The organism is Streptomyces sp. NPDC004542, from assembly GCF_040610035.1.
Lineage (GTDB): Bacteria > Actinomycetota > Actinomycetes > Streptomycetales > Streptomycetaceae > Streptomyces.
In genome coordinates this window covers 43,844-61,312 of record NZ_JBEXLP010000043.1, presented here as the reverse complement: position 1 = coordinate 61,312, position 17,469 = coordinate 43,844, and the positions used below count along the sequence as shown (strand labels likewise).

General features: G+C 73.2%; 15 protein-coding genes and 4 pseudogenes. 10 read left to right on the top strand and 9 right to left on the bottom strand.

Annotated features, from left to right (window positions below):
• Both glgB and ABZX30_RS23155 read left to right on the top strand, forming a co-directional pair.
• Positions 1-1,221: 1,4-alpha-glucan branching enzyme (gene glgB, locus ABZX30_RS23160; protein WP_355936269.1), on the top strand; the 1,221-nt coding region annotated here is incomplete at its 5' end.
• Between the two features lie 126 nt (positions 1,222-1,347).
• Positions 1,348-2,436, top strand: coding sequence for a glutamate--cysteine ligase (locus tag ABZX30_RS23155; RefSeq protein ID WP_355936267.1), 1,089 nt, complete (start codon positions 1,348-1,350; stop codon positions 2,434-2,436).
• A gap of 24 nt (positions 2,437-2,460) precedes the next feature.
• Here the strand turns inward: ABZX30_RS23155 and ABZX30_RS23150 are convergent.
• Positions 2,461-2,692 (bottom strand): annotated as a pseudogene (locus ABZX30_RS23150) (DUF6480 family protein).
• Positions 2,693-2,844: 152 nt separating this feature from the next.
• Here ABZX30_RS23150 and ABZX30_RS23145 point away from each other — a divergent pair.
• The 4 genes from ABZX30_RS23145 (at position 2,845) to ABZX30_RS23130 (ending at position 9,350) form a co-directional block, all read left to right on the top strand.
• Positions 2,845-4,749, top strand: coding sequence for an AMP-dependent synthetase/ligase (locus ABZX30_RS23145; RefSeq protein ID WP_355936265.1), 1,905 nt, complete (start codon positions 2,845-2,847; stop codon positions 4,747-4,749).
• A gap of 128 nt (positions 4,750-4,877) precedes the next feature.
• Positions 4,878-5,312 carry an ATP-binding protein gene (locus ABZX30_RS23140; protein WP_355936262.1) on the top strand — a complete coding sequence of 145 codons (435 nt, stop codon included), beginning with the start codon at positions 4,878-4,880 and terminating at the stop codon, positions 5,310-5,312.
• Positions 5,313-5,631: 319 nt separating this feature from the next.
• Positions 5,632-7,023 (top strand): NAD(P)/FAD-dependent oxidoreductase, encoded by a 1,392-nt coding sequence (locus ABZX30_RS23135; protein WP_355936261.1) that lies wholly within the window; start codon positions 5,632-5,634, stop codon positions 7,021-7,023.
• A gap of 77 nt (positions 7,024-7,100) precedes the next feature.
• The gene (locus tag ABZX30_RS23130; RefSeq protein ID WP_355936258.1) at positions 7,101-9,350 is read left to right on the top strand and encodes an FUSC family protein; all 2,250 of its coding nucleotides are present in this window, start codon (positions 7,101-7,103) and stop codon (positions 9,348-9,350) included.
• Between the two features lie 289 nt (positions 9,351-9,639).
• On the opposite strand, the gene ABZX30_RS23125 is transcribed toward ABZX30_RS23130, so the two are convergent.
• The 4 genes from ABZX30_RS23125 to ABZX30_RS23110 form a co-directional block, all read right to left on the bottom strand.
• Complete coding sequence (locus ABZX30_RS23125; protein ID WP_355936256.1) at positions 9,640-10,473, bottom strand: DUF1206 domain-containing protein; 834 nt, start codon at positions 10,471-10,473, stop codon at positions 9,640-9,642.
• A gap of 124 nt (positions 10,474-10,597) precedes the next feature.
• On the bottom strand, positions 10,598-10,897 hold the full coding sequence (locus ABZX30_RS23120; protein WP_355936253.1) for a DUF5133 domain-containing protein: 300 nt from the start codon (positions 10,895-10,897) through the stop codon (positions 10,598-10,600).
• A gap of 43 nt (positions 10,898-10,940) precedes the next feature.
• A complete protein-coding gene (locus ABZX30_RS23115) occupies positions 10,941-11,834 on the bottom strand; it encodes an RNA polymerase sigma factor SigF (protein WP_355936250.1) in 894 nt (297 codons plus the stop codon).
• Positions 11,835-12,045: 211 nt separating this feature from the next.
• Positions 12,046-12,480, bottom strand: a complete 435-nt coding sequence (locus ABZX30_RS23110) for an ATP-binding protein (RefSeq protein ID WP_355936249.1) — start codon at positions 12,478-12,480, stop codon at positions 12,046-12,048.
• Positions 12,481-12,633: 153 nt separating this feature from the next.
• Here ABZX30_RS23110 and ABZX30_RS23105 point away from each other — a divergent pair, with 153 nt between their 5' ends.
• Both ABZX30_RS23105 and ABZX30_RS23100 read left to right on the top strand, forming a co-directional pair.
• Positions 12,634-12,855 (top strand): hypothetical protein, encoded by a 222-nt coding sequence (locus ABZX30_RS23105; RefSeq protein ID WP_355936246.1) that lies wholly within the window; start codon positions 12,634-12,636, stop codon positions 12,853-12,855.
• 314 nt (positions 12,856-13,169) lie between these two features.
• A complete protein-coding gene (locus ABZX30_RS23100; RefSeq protein ID WP_355936244.1) occupies positions 13,170-13,625 on the top strand; it encodes a cyclic nucleotide-binding domain-containing protein in 456 nt (151 codons plus the stop codon).
• Between the two features lie 27 nt (positions 13,626-13,652).
• On the opposite strand, the gene ABZX30_RS23095 is transcribed toward ABZX30_RS23100, so the two are convergent.
• Positions 13,653-14,975, bottom strand: coding sequence for an MFS transporter (locus tag ABZX30_RS23095; protein WP_355936242.1), 1,323 nt, complete (start codon positions 14,973-14,975; stop codon positions 13,653-13,655).
• Positions 14,976-15,101: 126 nt separating this feature from the next.
• A pseudogene (locus tag ABZX30_RS23090) lies at positions 15,102-15,440 on the bottom strand (LysE family transporter); the annotation flags it as partial.
• Position 15,441: 1 nt separating this feature from the next.
• Between ABZX30_RS23090 and ABZX30_RS23085 the strand changes: the two are divergent.
• Positions 15,442-15,704, top strand: a pseudogene (locus tag ABZX30_RS23085) (LysR substrate-binding domain-containing protein); the annotation flags it as partial.
• A 37-nt stretch (positions 15,705-15,741) separates the two neighbouring features.
• Here ABZX30_RS23085 and ABZX30_RS23080 read toward each other — a convergent pair.
• Complete coding sequence (locus ABZX30_RS23080; protein WP_355936240.1) at positions 15,742-16,704, bottom strand: alpha/beta hydrolase; 963 nt, start codon at positions 16,702-16,704, stop codon at positions 15,742-15,744.
• Between the two features lie 271 nt (positions 16,705-16,975).
• On the opposite strand from ABZX30_RS23080, the gene ABZX30_RS23075 reads away from it, so the two are divergent.
• Positions 16,976-17,227 carry a WhiB family transcriptional regulator gene (locus ABZX30_RS23075; protein ID WP_355936238.1) on the top strand — a complete coding sequence of 84 codons (252 nt, stop codon included), beginning with the start codon at positions 16,976-16,978 and terminating at the stop codon, positions 17,225-17,227.
• A gap of 12 nt (positions 17,228-17,239) precedes the next feature.
• Here ABZX30_RS23075 and ABZX30_RS23070 read toward each other — a convergent pair.
• Positions 17,240-17,449 (bottom strand): annotated as a pseudogene (locus ABZX30_RS23070) (ATP-binding protein); the annotation flags it as partial.
• Positions 17,450-17,469 lie beyond the last annotated feature (20 nt).

Below are 17,469 nucleotides of genomic sequence, written 5' to 3'. Positions count from 1 at the left end.
TTCAAGTACCTGGTGGACGCGCTGCACCGGGCGGGAATCGGCGTGATCATGGACTGGGTGCCCGCGCACTTCCCGCGCGACGACTGGGCGCTGGCCCGCTTCGACGGGGACCCCCTGTACGAACCCGGGGACGCGCGGCGGGCGGAACACCCGGACTGGGGGACCTACGAGTTCGACTACGCCCGCACCGAGGTGCGCAACTTCCTGGTCGCCAACGCCGTGTACTGGTGCGAGGAGTTCCACATCGACGGCCTGCGCGTGGACGCCGTCGCCTCCATGCTCTACCTCGACTACTCGCGCCAGGACGGTCAGTGGGAGCCCAACGCGTACGGCGGGCGGGAGGATCTCGCCGCGATGGCGTTCCTCCAGGAGATGAACGCGACCGTCTACCGGCGGGTGCCCGGGGTGGTGACGATCGCGGAGGAGTCCACCGCGTGGGGCGGCGTGACGCGGCCCACCGACACCGGCGGGCTCGGTTTCGGGCTGAAGTGGAACATGGGCTGGATGCACGACTCGCTGGAGTACGTCGCCCATGAGCCGGTGCACCGCACGTACCACCACCACGAGATGACCTTCTCGATGGTGTACGCCTACAGCGAGAACTACGTGCTGCCCATCTCCCACGACGAGGTGGTGCACGGCAAGCAGGCCCTGGTGTCCAAGATGCCGGGCGACTGGTGGCAGCGGCGCGCCAACGTCCGCGCCTACCTGGGCTTCATGTGGGCGCACCCGGGCAAGCAGCTGCTCTTCATGGGGCAGGAGTTCGTGCAGGGCGCCGAGTGGTCGGTGGAGCACGGACCGGAGTGGTGGCTGCTGGATCCGGGCCACTGCGCCGCGGCCGACCACCGGGGCGTGCAGGACCTGGTCCGGGACCTCAACACGGTCTACCGTGCCACCCCCGCCCTGTGGCAGCGCGACACCGACCCGGGCGGCTTCCGCTGGATCGCCGTGGACGCGGCGGACGACAACGTCTTCGCCTTCCTGCGCTTCGACGCGGCGGGCGCCCCGCTGCTCGCGGTGTCGAACTTCTCCCCCGTCGTGCGCCACGACTACCGCCTGGCCGTCCCCGGGGAGGTTCCCGCCTGGCGGGAGGCGCTCAACACGGACGCCCTGCGGTACGGCGGCAGCGACGTCACCTGCCCGGACCCGGTCGGGACGCAGGACGCGGCCGTCCGGCTCACGCTCCCGCCGCTCGCCACCGTCTGGCTGACGCCGGCGTGACGGGCCGCGTGGGGAGGTGACGGGCTCCGTCGGGCGCCGCCAGGTGTCGACGGCCGCCACAGGGGCAGTCGGGGTCGTACCAGCCCGCGACGCCCCGTCGCGGTGCGTATGGAAAGGCGGCCCCACGTGCGCACCGTCGGTGTGGAGGAGGAGCTCCTCCTGGTCGACCCCGACAGCGGCGACCCGAAGGCGCTGTCGGCAGCGGTGCTGGCCCGCGCCTCGCTGCTCGATCCCGCGCAGGACGTGTTCGAGAAAGAGCTGTACGGGCAGATGCTGGAGTTCGCCACGCATCCGCAGACGGACATGGCGGACCTCGGCGCGGAGATCGTGCGCTGCCGCAAGGAGGCGGCCCGGCACGCCGGTGAGATCGGCTGCGCCGTGGCCGCGCTGGCCACCTCCCCGCTACCGGTCAGCCCCTCCATCAGCGTGAACGACCGCTACCAGTGGCTGGCGGAGCACTACGGCATCGCCACCCGAGAGCAGCTCGTCTGCGGCTGTCACGTCCATGTGGCGGTCGACTCCGACGAGGAGGGCGTCGCGGTCCTCGACCGCATCCGGCCGTGGCTGCCCGTGCTGTTGGCGATCAGTTCCAACTCCCCGTTCTGGCAGGGCCGCGACTCCGGCTACCACAGCTACCGCAGCCGGGTGTGGGGGCGCTGGCCGTCGGCCGGTCCGACGGAGCTGTTCGGGACGGCGGAGAACTACCACCGCCGGGTGGCGGACATGGTGGCCACCGGGGCGATCCTGGACGAGGCGATGGTCTACTTCGACGCCCGGCTGTCCGAGCGCTACCCGACCGTGGAGATCCGGGTCGCCGACGTGTGCCTGCACGCGGACACGGCCGTCCTGGTCGCCTCGCTCGCCCGCGGCCTGGTGGAGACCGCCGCGCGCGAGTGGCGCGGCGGCGCGGAGCCGGCCGGGCACAGCGTGAGTGTGCTGCGGCTGGCCGCCTGGCAGGCCGCCCGGTCGGGGCTGGGGGGCGATCTGCTCCATCCGGCGACGATGCGGCCGGAGCCGGCCGCGGCGGTGGTGCGCGCGCTGCTCGAGCACGTCGGCGACGCCCTCACCGGCACCGGTGACCTGGCCCGGGTCGAGGAGGCCGTCTCCGGCCTCCTCCAGCGGGGCAACGGCGCCCATGTGCAGCGTGAGCTGATGGAGCGCAAGGGCAGCCTGCGGGACGTCGTCACCGAGTGCGTGCGGCGCACCCAGTCCTGACCGGCGCGTTCCGGCGCCCGGGTCTCACCGGATCAGCACCAGGGCGTACACCAGGAAGAAGTCCGCGACCAGCACGACGAGCGCCAGGGTCAGGGTGAGTGGGGGGCCCAGCCCTCGGGCGGGTTGTGCGTCTCCAGGGGGCCGGCGCCCGGCATGCTGCTCTCCGCGGGCGGCGTCCCGCCGGGCGGCACACCGCCGCCGGGCGCTCCAGGCCGGTGGTGCGCTCGGGCTCCTGGCCGGGATTCACATGAGTCATGTTTCCCGAGTCCCCAGGACACGCCGAGATCATCAGTCGGCCACGACTTCTCCGTTCCCGGCACCAATCGCGCGCACCTGGGCTACATTCGAGCACCGCCGACAACGGGACTCGTCGGCGGAGTCACTCTCCGTACACCCCAGGAGCAGCGCATGCGCGACCCCGCTCTCGCTCCAGCAGCCACCCCGCCCCTGGTCGGCGGGCTGGCCGACGGCGTCTTCGAGACGGCGGCCCGCAACCCCGACCGGCCGGTGGTGGCCCGCCGCCCGGACGGCGGGCCGGGCGCCTGGGAGGAGGTGACGGCCGCCGAGCTGCGGGACGAAGTGGTCGGCGTGGCCAAGGGACTGGTGGCTTCCGGCATCTCCCCCGGCCACCGGGTGGCGGTCATGGCGCGCACCCGGTACGAGTGGACGGTGCTGGCACACGCGCTGTGGGCGGTGGGCGCGGAGGTGGTCCCGATCCATCCGGCGTCCTCGCGCGACCAGGTCGAGTTCATCCTGCGGGACGCCGGCTGCGTGGCCGTGGTGGTGGAGGACGACAAGGGCGTCATGACGGTCGGCACGGTGTGCGCGGACCTGCCACGGCTGGGGCACGTGTGGCAGCTGGACACCGGTGCCCTGGCGCAGCTGGCCGAGCGGGGCCAGTTCGTGCCGCTGACCACGGTGGAGTCGCTGCGCCGGATCGTGCTGCCGGACTCGACCGCGGCGGTCGTCTACACCTCCGGCACCACGGGCCGCCCGCAGGGCTGCGCGCTGAGCCATCGGGGTCTGGCGTACCCGTGCGACACGCTGCTCGAGGGCTGGGGGCACACGGCGGCGCCCCCGGGGGAGCAGGCGTCGGTCCTGGCCTTTCTGCCGTTCTCCCACGTGTACGGGCTCATGGTCCAGGTGATGTGCGTGCGCGGCGGGATCCTCATGGCCCACGAACCGGAGATGACCGCGGCGGCGATCTCGTCGGCGCTGCGCACGTTCCGGCCGACGTACCTGTACGGCGTGCCGTCCGTCTTCGAGAAGGTCTACAAGACCTTTCTGCGTACGGCGCAACAGGCGGGTCGTGGAGCGCTGTTCGAGCGGGCCGCGCAGACGGCGCGGGACTTCGCCATGGCCGGGGAGCGGCAGCGGCTGGGCACGGGGCCGGGGCCCGGCTTCGACCTGCGGCTGCAGCACGCCCTCTACGAACGGACGGTGTACCGCCGGCTGCGGGCGGCGCTGGGCGGCCGGGCGGTGCGGGCCACGTCGGGCGGCTCAACGCTCGACCGCGAGCTCTCCCTGTTCTACGAGGGCATCGGCATCTACGTGCACGACGGCTACGGGCTCACGGAGAGCAGCGGCGGGATCACCATGCAGCCGCTGGGCCGGGAGAAGTCCGCAACCGTGGGGCGGCCCCTGCCGGGCACCGAGATCCAGGTGGCCGACGACGGGGAGATCCTGGTGCGCGGTCCGTCGGTGTTCCAGGGCTACGTGGGCGACGAGGCCGGGACCCGGGCCGCGCTGCGCGGCGGCTGGCTGGCCACCGGCGACATCGGCCGCCTGGACTCCGAGGGGTATCTGACCCTCACCGGCCGCAAGAAGGACATCATCGTCACCAGCGGCGGCAAGAGCGTGGCGCCCGCCCCGCTGGAGCAGCGCCTGCGGATGCACCCACTCGTCCACCAGGCGGTGGTGGTGGGTGACGACCGGCCCTGCGTGGGGGCGCTGCTCACGCTGGACCCGGAGTTCCTCGCGCACTGGCGGGCGGCCCTGGCGCCGCAGGGCGACACTCCGGGCCGGGAGGTCCGCGAGGACAACGCGCTGCGCGAGGAGCTGAACCGGGCGGTCGCCGCCGCGAACAGCACGGTGTCACGGGCCGAGTCCATCCGGGTCTACCGGGTGGTCGCCGAGCCGTTCGACGCGGCCAACGGGCTGATGACGCCGTCGATGAAGCTGCGCCGGGACCTGATCGTCCAGCACTACGCCGCGGAGATCGAGGCGATGTACCAGGCGCGCAGCCGGGCCGCGGCGCGGCTCGGACCGGCCGAACCGGCCGACTGGGAGGACTCGGACGACGTGTTCCGCTGAGGGCGCCCGCCGTGTGTGACGTCCGTGACCGGGGAGAGACGCGTACCCGGCCCGCCTGCGGGAACCCAAGGACGTGGAACAGCTGAGCCACGACTACAGCCGCGTTCATCCGGGCTGAGGAAGATGTGATGGCTACGGAGCCGCGTTGGGACGACACACCGCACCCGGAGAAGACGTACGAGCGTACGGTCTCCTTCGCGGGTGAGCTGCGCAATGTGACGGGGGCGCGGCTCGCCGCGGAGGAGTTCCTGGGTGCTCTGGCGCGGGCCTCGCCGCCGTCGGTCCCCGAGTCCTGGGACGACATCCTGCTGGTCGTCACGGAACTGGCGGCGAACGTCGTCCAGTACGCGCCCGGCCCGTTCGAGCTGCGGATGCGGCGCACGTTCGACGGCGTGCACCTCACGATGCACGACACCAGCACCACCCGGCCGGAGCCGCGCCCGTTCCACCCGAACACCGGAGGCGGCGGCATCGGCTGGCACCTGGTGCACACGCTGTGCGACCAGGTGAGCGTGGTGGTGACGGACACCGGCAAGGACATCCACGTGTTCCTGCCCTGGTGAGCGCCGGCGCAGGGCCGGCGCCCGGAGCAGAGGTCGCCGGCCCGCGTCGCCGGCCGCTCCGACCGGCGCTTTCCGAGCCCGCCGCGGCCGGCCGGGACAACCCTCGTACGGCCTTTACACAGGAATACACCGCATATTCGTGCGACACACGGGTTACTCAGGTCCCGGGCCGGGGCATGCTGGTGCCCACGCGTTCGTCTGCCTGCCGCACCTGGCTGGCGTGGCGGCTCGGGGCACGGTGGGATCGATGTGGTGCGAAGCAGCGATCCAGGGGCATGCGAACGGCGTCCGATCGAACCGCCTGGAGCCGCAGAAAGGGATGGACACCGTGACACGACCCAGGATCCTGGTGGTCGGCGCAGGCTTCGCCGGAGTGGAGTGCGTTCGCCGCCTGGAGCGCAAGCTCGCCCCTGACGAGGCCGACGTCACCCTGGTGACGCCGTTCGCCTACCAGCTCTACCTGCCCCTGCTGCCCCAGGTCGCCTCGGGCGTGCTGACGCCCCAGTCGATCGCCGTCTCCCTGCGCCGCAGCAAGAAGTACCGCACCCGGATCATCCCCGGCGGCGCCATCGGCGTGGACCTGAAGGCCAAGGTCTGCGTCATCCGCACCATCACCGACGAAACGGTGAACGAACGCTACGACTACCTCGTGCTGGCTCCGGGCAGCATCACGCGGACCTTCGACATCCCCGGGCTGACCGAGCACGCGTTCGGCATGAAGACGCTGGCCGAGGCCGCGTACATCCGCGACCACGTGATCTCGCAGCTGGATCTCGCCGACGCCAGCCACGACCCGGCGGAGCGCGCCTCGCGGCTGCAGTTCGTGGTGGTCGGCGGCGGTTACGCCGGCACCGAGACCGCGGCCTGTCTGCAACGGCTGACGCATGCCGCCGTCAAGCGCTACCCGCGCATCGACCCCAAACTGATCAAGTGGCACCTGATCGACATCGCGCCGAAGCTGATGCCGGAGCTGGGCGACAAGCTCGGCCGCAGCGCACAGGAGATCCTGCGCCGCCGCGGGATCGACATCTCCCTGGGCGTGTCGATCGACAAGGCGGGCCCGGAGGAGGTCACCTTCACCGACGGCCGGGTGGTGCCCACCCGCACCCTGATCTGGACGGCCGGCGTGGTCGCCAGCCCGCTGATCGCCACGCTGGGCGCCGAGACGGTCCGGGGCCGGCTCGCCGTCGCCGCCGAGATGAACCTGCCGGGTCAGGACGGTGTCTTCGCGCTCGGTGACGCCGCCGCCGTCCCGGACCGGGCCAAGGACCAGGAGGGCGCGATCTGCCCGCCCACCGCGCAGCACGCGATGCGCCAGGGCAGGGTGGTCGCCGACAACGTCATCGCGACGCTGCGCAACCAGCCGATGCGGCCGTACGAGCACAAGGACCTGGGCCTCGTCGTCGACCTCGGCGGCAAGGACGCGGTCTCCAAGCCGCTCGGCGTCGAACTGCGCGGCGTGCCCGCCCAGGCCGTGGCCCGCGGCTACCACTGGTCGGCGCTGCGCACCAACGTCGCCAAGACCCGCGTGATGACGAACTGGCTGCTCAACGCGGTCGCCGGCGACGATTTCGTGCGCACCGGCTTCCAGGCCCGCCGGGCCGCGAAGCTCAAGGACTTCGAGTACACGGACGCGTACATGACGCCGGAGCAGGTGCGGGCGCATGTGGAAGGCGGTGCGGGCGGTGGGGACGCCCCCTCCCTGACCTGATCCGAGAACACCACGGGCCGCCGGCGCGCGTCCGGCCGGCGGCCCGCCTGTCGCGACACGGGAGAGAGCACGGCGGCGTGAGCACAGCGGGACGTTCGGTGCGGGCGGAGGTGTGGGACCGGCTCGCCGCGTCCGATCCGGGGCTGCTGCGGCTGACCGCGGGACTGCGGACGGTGTGCGCCATCGGGCTCACGCTCCTGCTGCTGGGCCCGCCGGGGGTCGGCGTGACCCATCTGGTGGCCGGGGCGATGGTCGCGATGGCGGCCACCTTCGCCATCCGCGAGAAACAGCCGGCCCGGCAGGCCGTCACCCTCGCGCTCGGCCTGCCGGTGGCGCTGGCCTCCGTGACGCTGGGCGCGCTGCTGAACACGCGGGTCGTGGCGGGCGACCTGTTCTTCGTGGCGCTCATCTTCTGCGCCGTCTACGGCCGCCGGTTCGGTGAGCGCGGTACGACGCTGGGGCTGATCGCCTTCCAGACGTACTTCATCTCCCTGTTCGTACGGGCGAGTGCCGGCGCCCTGCCCGGGCTGTACGGCGCGATCGCCGTGGGCTTCGCGTGTAGCGCGACCGCCCGGTTCGTCCTGGTACGGCAGACACCGGCGGGCACCCTGGACCGGCTGCGCCGCGCCTTCCGGGCCCGGCTGGCCCAACTGGTCCACGCACAGACCGAGTTGCTGGACGCCGGTCCCGAGGAGGTGGAGAAGGCGCTGGACGACGTCCGCACCGGGACCGCACGGCTGCACGAGGCGGCCCTGATGATCCAGAGCCGTCTGGAGGACGGGGCCTCCGACGAGGCCACGGCCCGCCTGGTGCAGCGCCGGATCGCCGAGGCCGAGATCGCCGCGGAGCGGCTGGGCCTGCTGCTGCTCACCGCGCGCGCCGAGCGGCGGGCGGACACCCTCACGCTGCACCTGCCGGGCGCGCCGGTGCCCTCGGCGGTCCGGGAGCCGGTGCGGGAGGAGGCGATCGACGCGCTGCGCCGGGACCTGCGGGCGCTGCGGGTGCAGGTGCTGCGGCCGGCCGGCGCGGACTCGGGAACGGGGCTGTCCCAGGTGCGCAACCGGCTGCTCGGCTACCGGGAGGGCGAGAACCTGCCGCCCGCGTCGCCCGCCGTCCAGGACGTCTTCCGGGGTCTCGGCGAGGCCGCGCGGGCGGTCCTCGGGCTGCGGATCGCCCTGGACGGGCCGCAGGACGACTCCGACGACAGCCCGGCGACCGCCCGCTCCCGCGAGGAACTGGACGCGGAGGACGTCGCCATCGCGGCGGGCGAGGACGGGCGGCGGGGGGACGAGCAGCCGACCGGGCTGCGGCGGCCCACCACGCGGGCGGCCGTACAGGTGTCCGTCGGCTCCGCGCTCGCCATCCTCGGCGGCGAGCTGCTCTCCGCCCACCGCTGGTACTGGGCGGTGCTGGCCTGCTGGATCGTGTTCATCAACACCGCCTCCACCGGGGAGATCCTGGTCAAGGGCTACCGACGGGTGCTGGGCACGGTCCTCGGCGTGGTGGCCGGCATCGGGCTCGCGGCGCTGGTCGGGCACCACACGTGGACGGCCTTCGGGCTGGTGCTGCTGCTCATCTTCGCGATGTTCTACACCGCGCCGTTGTCCTACACCCTGATGTCCTTCTTCGTGACGGCGATGCTGGGCCTGCTGTACACGCTGCTGAACACCTACAGCGCCGCCGTGCTGATCCTGCGCGTGGAGGAGACGGCGCTCGGCGCGGCCTGCGGGGCCTTGGCGGCGGCGGTGGTGCTGCCGGTGCGCACCGACCGCCGGACCGACGAACTCCTGGTCACCGCGCTGGACCGGCTGGCGGACGTGACCCGCGCCGCGGCCGACCAGCTCAGCGGTGGTGCGCCGGCCGACCTGCTGGACATGGCGCGGGACCTGGACCAGGCGCTGGCCGACCTGCGCGCGTCCGCCCAGCCGCTGACCCACCCGATCACGCCACTGCGGTCGAGGCGGGACACCGCGCGGTACCTCGTGGCGCTGCTGGAGACCTGCGCCTACCACGCGCGCTCGCTCGCGGCCACGGCGGAACTCCTGCCCAGCCATCCCTCGATCGCGGCGGATCCCCGGCTGCGCGTGGTGGGGCGGCGCATCGTGCACAACATCGAGGCGCTCGCCGCCCGCGTCGCGGACCGGCGGGCCACGGCCGAACTGGAGACCGATCCGAGCATCGCCTCGCTGCTGGAGCCCGGCTCCTACCACACCCCGCGCTACGGCAGGGTGACCGACCGGGTGCTGCGGCACCTGCAGCGCCTGGACGAGGCGGTGGCGGGCCTGGCCCGGCCCCTCGACGTGCCGGTGCGGCAGCCGAAGGGCTGATCCCACACGCGGCGGCGCGCGAGCGGCCACCGCCCGACGCGGATCCGACGGGCCCCGGCCGACCACCGCCCGCACCACGCAAACGCCCGGCCACCGTGGGGACCACGGACGGCCGGGCCACGGGTGACGGCCGGCGGCAGGCATCGCACGTGGTTCCGACGAACCCCGCCGAAGGGAACGGGATCCTCAGCCCACCCGGGCAGGGAACCGACCACCGCCCGCGCCACGGCCCGGCCCCCGTGGAGACCACGGGGGCCGGGCCGTGCTGCACGCCGCTCCAGCGGCACTCTCAGGTGCGGATCCAGCGGGCTTCCGCGAGGGAGAACAGGCCGAACAGCGCCAGCCCGGCCGCGACGAGTGCCAGCAGCCAGGGACCCGCCGGGGCGTCGGCGAAGCTGCGGAGGGTGTCGTCGAGCCCCTTGGCCTTGTCGGGCCGGGCTTCGATCGCGGCCCGCACCGCGAAGACGCCCGCCGCCGCGAACACCACCCCGCGCGCGGCACCGCCGGCCACGCCCGTCACGTCCACCAGGCGCCGTACCCCTGGTGACATCTCGCCGGTCCTGAGCCGGTCGCGGTACTTGCGCCGTACGGCCCGCACGGCGATCCAGACGCCGGTGACGACGATCCCGGCGCCCACCGCGCCGACGAGCCACTGCCCGGCCGGTACGGACAGGGCCCGGGCCGTGAGGTCGCGCGACTGCTTGTCACTGGACTGTCCGCCACCCGAGCCGGCCGCGAAGGACAGCACGGAGGAGGCGCCGAAGACGTAGAACACACACCGCACGAGGGCCAGCAGCCGCTTGCGCGCCGAGCGGCCGTCCTTGCCCACCGAGCCGAACAGCGCCTCGGAGAGCCGCCACAGGGCCATCCCGGCCAGCCCGATACCCACCGCCCACAGCACCACGGCGCCGAACGGGTGGCGGGCCAGCTCCGCGAGGGCTCCACTGCGGTCGGCCTGCTTCCCGCTGCCGCCGAAGGCGATCTGCAGCGCCAGCACCCCCACCAGCAGATAGATCACCCCGCGCGCGGCGAGACCCGCCCGCGCGGCCCACTCGGTCACCGCTCCCGTCGACGCCGAGCGGGCCCGTATCCCCGCGCCCTGAACCACAGCACTCGTATCCATCCAGACCTCCCCGGCTCCGGCTGCCCCGGCCCGCCGGGGACACACCTCGGATCATGACGACAGGAGCCGCCGGGGCGACCGCGTGCCTGCGGGCGCCCCGGCGGTTCCCCGACGGTGGTGCGGCTCAGCCCACCCCGGCCTGCGCCACCGTCACCGGCTCGGGTGCGGTGGCCGTGCGCAGCGTCCCGGCCGCGCCGGTCACCGGCTCCGGCCGCGGACCGGCCGCGGCCAGGTGCCGGTGAGCCGCCTCGAGGGCGGCGCTCACGTCCCGGGTGCCGGTCAGCACGCACAGCGTGTACGCCAGGTCCCGGGCTCGGGGACCGCCACCGGACGCGTCCCGGCCTCCGTCGTCCGCGAGGAGCCCCTCGTATTCCTCGACGAGCTTGCGCAGGGTCGCGGGATGCGGCCTGAGCGGAATGAGCATCGGTGTTTCACTCCTTCGTGGCTGGCTTGACTGAAAGATGTGCTCACGCGGCGGGCGTGCCGGAGTCCCGGCCGCCCGGCCGCCGGCCGAGGGCCTCGTCGCGGACGCGTGCGCAGCTGCGGCTGATGAGCCGGGACACGTGCATCTGGGAGATGCCCAGCTTGTCGGCGATCCGGCTCTGGGTCATGTCCTCGAAGAACCGCATGTAGAGGATGGCCCGCTCCCGTTCGGGCAGGCGGCGCAGCCCTTCCTTGGCGGACTCGCGGTCCACGACGGTGTCGAAGGAGGCGTCGGTCGCGCCGAGGGTGTCCGCGAGGCTGTACCCGTCGTCACCGGCCGACAGCTCGGCGTCCAGGGACAGGGTGCTGAAGCTTTCCAGCGCCTCCAGCCCCGCGCCGACCTCGTCTTCCGACAGCCCCGTGTGCGCGGCGATGTCGGCGACCGAGGGCTCGGGGCTGCCGGGGTTCTGGGTGAGTTCACGGCGGGCCACGCGCACCCGGTTGCGCAGTTCCTGGACCCTGCGGGGCACGCGCAGCGCCCACATCCGGTCCCGGAAGTGCCGCTTGACCTCCCCGGTGATGGTGGGCACCGCGTAGCTTTCGAAGGCACCCCGCTCGGGGTCGAACCGGTCGATCGCCTTGACCAGGCCGAGGGCGGCCACTTGGCGCAGGTCCTCGACGGACTCGCCGCGGTCGCGGAAGCGGCCGGCGATCCGGTGGGCCATGGGCAGCCAGGCGGTCACCAGCTCGTCACGCAGCGCGTCGCGCTCGGGGCCCTCGTCGAGCTCCGCGAGCCGGACGAACAGGGCGGCGGTATCGGGGGCGTCGTCGTGGGGCCGCCTGGACGGGGCCGTGGGGGCCGGTCCGGCGGAGGGGGAAGGGTCGGCGGAGGGACGGACGGGCGTGCCAGGACGGCCGGTCGAGAAATCGGTGAGCATGCGGAATCGCTCCTGAACAGGTGGTTTCAGGGAATTGCCGCGGGAGCCGCCGCCCGGACCTGTTGAAGGGCCCTGAGCAGGTACAACTCTCCCGCTGGGCGCGCCTCCGGTCCGAAGCACGAACCTCCGTCTGCCCTGACCCCGGTGGACCAAACTCCGCTTCCGGGCTCAGCCGGTAAAGAATTTCCGTGCGCGGGTGGCGCACGGAGATTCAGGTCAGCGGCACGAGGGCGGTGATCCGCTTGCCGCCGCAGGGCAGACAGGCCACGTGGACGTCGTGGGCCAGCCGGCACACGATCGGCCAGCCGTGGCCGCCGGCCCGGAAACGGCCCCGGGCGTCGACGGACGACAGGGCGACGGGGAGGTCGTCGCTGCGGTCGCTCACCGAGACGCGCACCTCGCCCCCGACGACGTCGACGGAGAAGTCGGTGATGCCGCCGCCGTGCAGCATCGCGTTGGTGGTCAGTTCCGAGACGACGAGCAGGGCGTCGTCGAGGGCGTCGGTTGCGCAGTGGAGGTGCTGGGCCTCGCATCGTTCGGCCACCACGCACCGCACTCTGCTGCGGGCGTCCGCCGGCCGGCGCGGAACGGCGCGGCAGGCGTCCGGCGGACCGACAGCGGATCCGGTCCTGTGCGTCTCGCGCATCCTTTCACTCCCTGGTTGTTGAGGACGGACATCCGGTTCCCGCGTGAACCCGAGTGGATTGCCCGGGTCTCTCCCTTTTCGGCTCACCTGTAGGGACGCGGCCAAACACGTCCGGGCCCCATCAGGGCCGGGTTTCGGGGGTATGCGGACGTCATGACGGATGTGGTGGACTCGGACGAACTGTTGCGGCGGATGCAGCGCGCGAAGGCCTGCGCACAGGAGGAGGAGCGGACATGGCGGGAGCGTGGTGACACCCTCCGCAAGGACGATCCGGCGGCCGCGCGGGACGCCGCGGTGAGGGCGACGGCGTACGAGGTGGTGCTGCGGGTGCTGGACGAGATCCTCACCCCGGGCGCCCGCCGGACCGGCGGCTGAGCGCCCGGCGCCGCCCGCGGCCGACCGGCGCGCCGGAGTGAAACAGGTCACGTGGCTCACGTCCGGTTTCGCGAAGGCATCTCAGGTGGTTTATCGTTCATGCATACGTGGGCGGGGAGTCGACCGTGACCGTCCTCTCCGAACCACCGCATACGGCCCTGGCTGGCTTCCCCCGTCCAGCCAGGGCTTTTTTCTGCACGGCGGGGCTTTGTCCAGCCGGTCCTCACCCCTTCGAGGTGCTCGGGGCGGCCGCAGCGGCTGAAATGGGCGTAGGGAACGACACCGCATTCCGCCGCCGGCGAGGAGCTCGCGCCATGACCAAAGCGATCAAACTCCTGACCGCCCTCCCCCAGAAGCAGCGCGAGCGCCTGATGGAGCTGGCGAAGGAGGTCTCCTTCCCCGAGGACACCCGCATCTTCGAGGCCGGCGGCACCGCCGACCGCTTCTGGGTGATCCGCTCGGGCGCCGTCAACCTCGACCAGCAGGTGACGTCCACTCAGCGGGTGACCGTCGCCACCCTCGGCGCGGGCGACATGCTCGGCTGGTCCTGGCTGTTCCCGCCGTACCGGTGGGACTTCGGCGCGGTGGCCTTCAGCCGGGTACGCGCCTACGAGTTCGACGGAGCGGCGGTGCTGGGACTGTGCGTGGAGGACCCGCTGCTCGGACTGTCCCTGGTGCGCACCGTCGCCGAAGTCCTCGCCCACCGGCTGGAGATGACCCGCGGCAAGCTCATGGAGCAGTACACGGTCCGCCGGCGCGGTGGGCTGTAGGGCCTGCAGCGAAGGTTCCGCCCCGGTTCAGACGCGGTAGCGGCGCAGTGCCGGTACCGCGGCGGCCAGGGTGAGCATCACGGCGACCACCAGCAGGCCGCCGCCCGCCACGGCCGCGCGGGGGCCGAGGACGGAGCCCGCCGTACCGTGCAGGACGTCCGCCAGGCGCGGGCCGCCCGCGACGACGACCGTGAACACACCCTGCATGCGACCGCGCATCTCGTCGGTCGCCGCGGACAGCAGGATCGCCCCGCGGAAGACCATCGAGACCATGTCGGCGACCCCGGCCGCCGCCAGGAACGCCGCGGCCACCCAGAGATTGCGGCTCAGCCCGAACCCGGTGACGGCCACGCCCCAGCCGACGACCGCGCCGATGACCATCCAGCCGTGCCGGCGCGCCCGGGAGAACGTGCCGGAGAACAGGCCGCCGGCCACCGCGCCGACGGGGATCGCCGCGAAGAGCAGGCCGAGTGCGAGCCCCTCACCGTACGGGGCGTACGTCTGGGCGGCGAGCTGCGGGAACAGGGCGCGCGGCATGCCGAGGACCATCGCCACGATGTCGGCGAGGAAGGACAGCAGCAGCACCTTGTGGCCGGCGATGTAGCGGAACCCGGCCGCGATCTCCCGCCGGCCGGCGCGGCGCGCGGCGGAGCCGGCCAGCGGCGGCAGGGCGGGCAGCCGGTAGACCGCCCACACGGTGACGCACAGCGCCAGCGCGTCGATGAGGTAGAGCTCGGGCAGCCCGATGACGGGTATGAGGACGCCGGCCAGCAGTGGCCCCACCACCTGGCCGGTCTGCATCACGGTCGAGCCGAGGGCGTTGGCGGCCGGCAGTTCCCCGGCGGGGACCAGCCGCGCGACGGAGGCGTTGCGGGCCGGTGCGTTCAGCCCCCAGAACGCCTGCTGCAGGGCGAGCAGGACCATGAGCACCGCCACCGACTCCAGTCCGGTGACGGCCTGGCCCCAGAACAGCAGCGAGGTGACGGCTATGCCGCTGTTGGTGATCAGGAGCAGCTTGCGGCGGTCCATGGTGTCGGCGACCGCGCCGCCCCACAGCGCGAACACGATCAGCGGCAGCAGACCGGCGAGGCTCGCGGCGCCGACCCACGCCGAGGACCGGGTGATGTCGTAGATCTGCTTGGGCACGGCGACGGCGGTGAGCTGGCTGCCGACCGCCGTGACGATGGTCGACGACCACAGACGGCGGTAGGCCGGGATCCGCAGCGGACGGGTGTCCATCGCCCAGCGGCGCCAGCCCTTCCGGGGCGGGGGCGGCGCACCGGCGGAGGTGCCGGAGGCGTCGGAGGTGCCGGTGCGGGGCTCGGTGCCGCTGCTCTCGCTCGTGTCCACGGGTTCCCTGGTCGCTCGTCACGTCTTTGGTCGTTACACCTTTCGGTGCGGGCTTCACTATCCCAGGACCGGCTGTGGAGGCCGAACCGCTTGTCTCGGACACCGCTTCTCTCGGGCACCGTTTGCCTAGGGCACCGTTTGCCTCGGGCACCGTTTGCCTCGGGCTCCGGCGAGGAGCAGCGCACCGAGCGCGATCATGGTCGCGGCGATCAGGCCGTCCAGCACCCGCCGGGCGGCGGGCCGGGCGAGGAACCGGCCGAGCAGCCGGGCCCCGAAGCCAAGCGCCGCGAACCAGCACAGGCTGGCGCAGGCCGCGCCCAGACCGAACGTCCAGCGCAGGGCGCCGCGGTCGGCCGCCAGGGATCCCAGCAGGAAGACGGTGTCGAGGTAGACGTGCGGGTTGAGCCAGGTCATCGCCAGACAGCCGAGCACCGCCCGCCTGCGGGAGCCCGCCGCCTCGCCCTCGGGTGCCGCGAGCGCGCTGCGGCACTACGTGCCGGCCTCGGAAGGGTTCGCCCAGGCGGTCGCCGCCGGACTCGGCTGGGGAATGGTGCCGAGGCGCAGGCCGGTCCGCCGCTGAGGGCCGGGCGGCTGGTGGAGCTGGCGCCGGGACGGCCGGCGGACGTGCCGCTGTACGGGCAGCAGTGGAAGCTGGACTCGCCCGCGCTGGCGGCGGTGGCAGAGGCCGTGGCGGAGGTCGCAAAGGGGGCGCTGGGGACTTCGCGGTGACGTTCCAGGGGCCGCCTGACCGGCGGCCGCGGTGCCTTCACGTGCTCCCGGCCTCCGTCGCCCCGCGGACGGCCTCCACGACGGGTCCGGCGACGCTCGCCTGGGCCAGGTATTTGGTCGCGGTGTGCGTCCACAGGCCGTCGGAGTCGATCCGGCCGGTCACCGGGCGGCAGCCGCGGGCGTTGGGGAGCACGTCGTCCTCGAGGCGGGGGCGGGGGACGACGATGTCGTCGCGGTCCCAGAAGTTCAGCCAGCGCTCCACGCAGCCGGGCACGGCCGGGGGTTGGGGCTGCAACCGGGGGCGCACGACGGCCCGCATCCCGATCGGGGAGCCCAGCGTGACGAACAGCGGCACCGGTCCCCGGTGGTGGTGGAGGGCCTCCATGGCGACGACGCTGCCCAGCGAGTGGGCCACGACGACGACGGGGCGGTCCGCGTCCAGCCGGTCCAGGAAGCGCTCGCGGATCCGCCGGTCGAGCGGCAGCCCGGCGGCGTCCCGCTCGGCCCTGGCGAGATAGCGGACGACCTGGGCGAGATGACCCGCCATGAGCCGGCCACCGGCCCACTGGCCGGTCCGGCGCAGCCCGGGCAGGGCCAGCAGCGTCGTACAGACGCTCACGATCCGGCGGAGCAGTTCGGCGGCGCTGCGGTCCGGGCCCGGCGGGCGCAGTTCGGCGCGCGCGTGGTCCAGGATGCGGCGCTCGCGTGGATCCGGCTCGAGCTCGAGCCGTACCTCGATCAACTCGTGGAGCAGGTTGCGCAGTTCCTCGGCGTCGGCCGGGTCGGGGCCCGCGACGCCCTGGGGTTGGCGGGCGGCGAAGAGGTCGCCGTAGTAGACGAAGGCCGGTTCCGCGAGACCCGTCAGGGACGGTGGCGCGGCCTCCGCACGGTGGCCCGCCTTCCGGGCACCCACGGCCAGCGCCGCGAGCCAGGCCGCGCACTCGGACCGGGGATCGCGTGCGCCGCCGATGCCGTGCACGAACACCAAGGCCGGTCTCACGTCCGTGTCCCTCCCCCCTCCCCCGGACCTCCGCCCGCCCCGCTCACCCGGTCTCAACTGATGTGCGCGGAAAAGGAGTTGGGCGACCGTGCGATCTGAGAAGGGTCGAGAGTAGCAAGCGCGGCGGCGGTCGTGGAGCCGTGCGGGCGAGGGCGTCCGGAACCATGCGGCTCTTTTGTTTCACCCGCCGTCCACCGGTCACCCGAAGAGGGCGAGATTTTTTGGGCAATGCACGGACGACACGGACGATTCTGATCGCAGGTGAAATTCGATGGACAACTGGCGCGACCACGCCGCGTGCCGTCACGAGGACCCGGACCTCTTCTTCCCGGTCGGCACCACCGGACCCGCCCTGCTGCAGGAGCGGCAGGCCAAGGCGGTCTGCGGACGCTGCCCCGTCCGGGACCAGTGCCTGGACTGGGCGATGGAGACGGGGCAGACCCTGGGGATCTGGGGTGGTACGACGGAGAGCGAACGCCGCGCGCTCAAGCGGCGCGCGAGCTCCCGCCGGAGCTCGGGCTGACCCGAGCGAGGCGCTGCCGGAGAGCCGGCGGCTGCGGGACTTCTCGGCACGCCAGAACCGGTCGAAGACGTGCGGCAGGTCGTCCGGCGCGATGCCGATGCCGGTGTCGGCCACGGTGAAGGCGACCCGGTCGCCGTCACGGCGGGCGGCCAGGGTGACGGTGCCGTCGGCGGGGGTGTGCCGCAGGGCGTTGGAGACGAGGTCGCCGAGCGCCTGCCGCATCCCGGGCCGGCCGTCGTCCG